Source organism: Phenylobacterium sp., from assembly GCF_020253645.1.
GTDB lineage: Bacteria > Pseudomonadota > Alphaproteobacteria > Caulobacterales > Caulobacteraceae > Phenylobacterium.
Map to the genome: position 1 here is coordinate 1 of NZ_JADCBG010000007.1, position 3,918 is coordinate 3,918.

Annotated in this window: 4 protein-coding genes; 3 read left to right on the plus strand and 1 reads right to left on the minus strand. The window is 69.2% G+C overall.

Annotated features, from left to right (window positions below):
• The 3 genes from INE98_RS00320 to INE98_RS00330 all read left to right on the plus strand — a co-directional run.
• Positions 1-1,308, plus strand: a 1,308-nt coding sequence (locus tag INE98_RS00320) for an EAL domain-containing protein (protein WP_293535723.1), incomplete at its 5' end; no start/stop codon positions are given.
• A 45-nt stretch (positions 1,309-1,353) separates the two neighbouring features.
• Entirely contained in the window at positions 1,354-2,784 is a 1,431-nt protein-coding gene (locus INE98_RS00325; protein WP_293535725.1) for a deoxyribodipyrimidine photo-lyase, read from the plus strand.
• A 30-nt stretch (positions 2,785-2,814) separates the two neighbouring features.
• Positions 2,815-3,180 (plus strand): VOC family protein, encoded by a 366-nt coding sequence (locus tag INE98_RS00330; RefSeq protein WP_293535727.1) that lies wholly within the window; start codon positions 2,815-2,817, stop codon positions 3,178-3,180.
• A gap of 20 nt (positions 3,181-3,200) precedes the next feature.
• Here INE98_RS00330 and INE98_RS00335 read toward each other — a convergent pair whose 3' ends face one another.
• Complete coding sequence (locus INE98_RS00335) at positions 3,201-3,824, minus strand: glutathione S-transferase family protein (RefSeq protein ID WP_293535729.1); 624 nt, start codon at positions 3,822-3,824, stop codon at positions 3,201-3,203.
• Positions 3,825-3,918 lie beyond the last annotated feature (94 nt).

Sequence of the window (3,918 nt, forward strand, 5' to 3'; positions counted from 1 at the left end):
CCTCAGCTGGGGTCACGGCTGTCCTGCGCCCTAAGTCTCGGCGCACCGATCACCAGCATCGCCTATTCCCGCGACGCCAGGGGCCTGACGCCAGCAGACTCTTTCGCAGACTCCGCGAACTTCCTGGTTCAGGAGGCGGGCAAGGCCGGGCTGTCGCTGAGCCTGGATCTGGTTGAGGTGCAGGGGCTGCGCGATCGGCTGGCGCGCCTCGCCCCCGATGAGGCCGAAGAGGCCCGCCAGTCCCTGCAGGCCGCGCTTCGGGCGGATTCCTACGGGGGCGTTGGCGGCGCCGAGGTGGGTCTTGACCGGTTCGCCGTCATGAGGACCTCGGAGTCCACGCCCGAACGATTGCTGAAGAGCGTCGACGCCGCCACCGGGGGCAACGCCAGGCCGACCTTGGCGCGTCTGCCACTGGATGGGGCTGAAGCCGCCCAGAACATGCGGACCATGCGGGCGGCCCTCGACAGATACATCGAGTCCGGCGGCGAAGCGGCGTCCAGGGGATTCCAGGCGACGGTCGCCCGGACCCTGAAGGACTCGCAACGCTTCCGGGAGATCGTCGCGACGGGCGCCTTCGACATCGCCTACCAGCCCGTCGTTTCCCTGGAGACCGGAGAGCTTCATCACTTCGAAGCCCTCGTGCGCTTCTCAAAGGACACCAGCCCGGCCGAGACCATCCAGCTGGCCGAGGAGCTGGAGATGATCCAGGCCTTCGACCTGTCCCTCGTCCGAAGCCTTGTCCGGGAACTCGGAAGAGAGCCCAAGACCACCCGGATCGCGGCGAACCTCAGCGCGCATTCGCTGATGATCGACGGTTTTCTGGATGAGATTCTGGGTCTGGTCGGTAACGGCCTGGACCTGCGGAGCCGATTGATCATCGAGATCACGGAAACCCGAAGGATCCATGACCTGGACCGCGCCAATGTGCTGATCTCCCGCCTCCGGGCGGCGGGCCATGTGGTCTGTCTCGATGACTTCGGGGCCGGAGCCGCCTCCCTAGACTATCTGCGCCGTCTCGAAGTCGACTTCATCAAGATCGACGGCCGTTACATCCAGTCCCTGACCGAGGGCTCGAAGGAGGCCATCCTTGTGAAGCACCTGGTCGCACTGTGCGGCGAACTCGGGGTGGCCACCATCGCCGAGATGATAGAGACCGACGAAGTGGCCCGACTGTCGCAAACCCTTGGCGTGCACCTGGGGCAAGGCTGGGCCTTTTCCCGTCCCCTGGACCGGCCGAAATGGGGTCCGCCCCCGTCACCCGCCCGCCCGGCGCGCACCCGTCCGGGGACGCGTGAGGTCTGGGGCTGACTCACCGCTGTTGCCTGCAGGGCGGACTTGGGCGCAGGAAGGCGCATGTCCGTCTCCATCCTCTGGTTTCGGCGCGACCTGCGCCTGTTCGACAATCCCGCGCTCACCGCGGCGCTCGCCGACGGCGAGGTGCTGCCGGTCTTCATCCTTGATGAGGGCCCCGGCGTCCGTCCGATGGGCGCCGCGTCCCGCTGGTGGTTGCACCACTCGCTGGCGGCCCTCTCGGCCGATCTGGAGTCGCGCGGATCCCGCCTGGTCCTGCTCCGGGGAGACCCTGAACTGATCCTTACCGCACTCGCGCAGGATACCGGTGCGCGGTCCGTCCACTGGAACGACCTCTTCGACCCGGGATGGGCGCAGCGGGACGACCGGCTGGAGGGCCGCCTTGCGGAGGCCGGCGTCACCGTCGGCCGCTGGAACGGCGCCCACCTTCTGAGGCCAGACGCCATCCGGACCCGGACCGGGGGCCCCTTCAGCGTCTTCACCCCGTTCTGGCGCGCGGCGCGCCCGACCCTGGCCGATCCGGGTCGCACCGAACCTCCCGCGCGGATTCCCGCGCCGGGGAGCTGGCCGCAATCAGAGGCGCTGGCCGACTGGGGCCTGCACCCGACGGCGCCCGACTGGACATCGGGGTTCTCGGACTGGCGGCCGGGTGAAGCCGGGGCGCGGGAGCGACTGGCGACCTTTCTCTCCCGAGGTCTTTCCGGCTATGGCCGGGCGCGGGACTTTCCCGCCGAGACCGGCGTCTCCCGCCTCTCGCCCCACCTGCATTTCGGGGAGCTGAGTCCCTTCGCCGCCTTCAGGGGGGCGCTCAACGCGGTGGCGATGGGCGCAGCGCCCGAGGTCGACGCCGAGAAGTTCCTGGCCGAGCTGGGCTGGCGGGAATTCAATGCCGCAATCTGCCATCGCGGTGTCGACCTGGCCCGGGTCAGCTTCGATCCCCGCTTTGAGGCGATCCCCTGGCGGACCGACCCGAAGGGCCTCGCCGCCTGGCGTCGCGGCCGCACGGGCTATCCCATTGTCGACGCCGGCATGCGGGAGCTCTGGACCACCGGCTGGATGCACAACCGGGTGCGCATGATCTGCGCCTCCTTCCTGGCCAAGCACCTCTTCATCGACTGGCGCGAGGGGGAGGCCTGGTTCTGGGACACCCTCGTGGACGCCGACCACGCCTCGAACGCCGGTAACTGGCAGTGGGTGGCCGGCAGCGGCGCCGACGCGGCGCCCTACTTCCGGATCTTCAGTCCCATGGCCCAGGGCGCGAAGTTCGATCCGGACGGCCGCTATGTCCGCCGCTGGGTCCCGGAGCTCGCCCGCCTGCCCGACCGATGGCTGCACGCCCCCTGGACGGCGGCGCCCCTGGTGCTGGACCAGGCCGGCATACGGCTAGGTCGCGACTATCCCGCCCCCGTCGTGGACCATGACTTCGCCCGGGCCCGGGCCCTGGAGGCTTACGCGGTCGTCAAGGGGCGCTAGACTGCACGTCGAAACAAGGAGGAGTCCCCCATGCTCGGATACGTCACCCTCGGCGCCAACGACTTTGAACGCGCCAAGGCCTTCTACCGCGCCGCCCTCGCCCCGCTGGGGACGAGGCCCGCCATGTCGGGTGACCGGATGGAGCTCTACACCAACGGCACGGGCGCCATGCTCGGCGTCTGCATCCCCTACGACAAGGGCGAGGCGACCGCAGGCAACGGCGTCATGCCGGCCATCTCCGCCCCCAGCCGCGAGATGGTGGACGAGGTCCACGCCGCCGCCCTGGCCAATGGCGGGACCTGCGAAGGCCCTCCCGGCGAGCGCATGCCCAACTTCTACGGCGCCTACTTCCGCGACACCGAAGGCAACAAGGTCTGCGTCTACAAGATGGGCTGAGCCCGGCGGGCGGCGGGCGCTCAGGTCTCCAGGCGACCCGCCGCCTCCCACTCAAGGAAATCCGGCCAGCTCAGCAGCCGGTCCATATAGGCCGCCAGGAGCGGTGAACCCGGGTCCACGGCGTAGGTCCGGAAGCGCGTCGCCACCGGCGTGAAGAAGGCGTCTGCGTTCGACCACTCGCCCAGGAGAAACGGTCCGCCGCTGCGCGTGAGAAGATCCGTCCACAGGACCCGGACCCGGGCGATGTCCGCCAGAGCCTCCTCGGACAGGGCGACCGCCTCCAATGGCCTGGCGAGGTCCATCGGGCACTCCAGCCGCAGGGCGCGGAAGCCGGCGTGCATCTCGCTTGCCGCAGCCCGACCAAGCGCCCTGAGATCGGCGTCCGCCGGCCACAGCCGCGCGTCGGGAAAGGTTTCGGCCAGATACTCGCAGATGGCGAGGGACTCCGGGATGACGACCCGGCCGGTCTTCAGGGCCGGGACCCGGCCTGACGGGGAATGGGGCAGGATCTCGAGGCGGGTCTGACCGTCCGCCTGGTAGAGGGAAATGAGCCGTTCGCGGAACTCCGCGCCGGTCCTCTTCAGCGAGAGCCAGGGCCGCATGGACCAGCTCGACCATCTCTTTGATCCGATCACGAGCTCCATGACATTGTCTCCGCGTCGAGGGTTTCGCAGGCCCCGACTCCGGAGGGATACGGAGCTGTCGCCTGTCATGGACCCCATCTAGACCTGTCCGGAC

Coding starts and splice junctions, on each gene's coding strand:
- INE98_RS00325 (WP_293535725.1), top strand. CDS start 1,354: ATGTCCGTCTCCATCCTCTGGTTTCGGCGCGACCTGCGCCTGTTCGAC.
- INE98_RS00330 (WP_293535727.1), top strand. CDS start 2,815: ATGCTCGGATACGTCACCCTCGGCGCCAACGACTTTGAACGCGCCAAG.
- INE98_RS00335 (WP_293535729.1), bottom strand. CDS start 3,824: ATGGAGCTCGTGATCGGATCAAAGAGATGGTCGAGCTGGTCCATGCGG.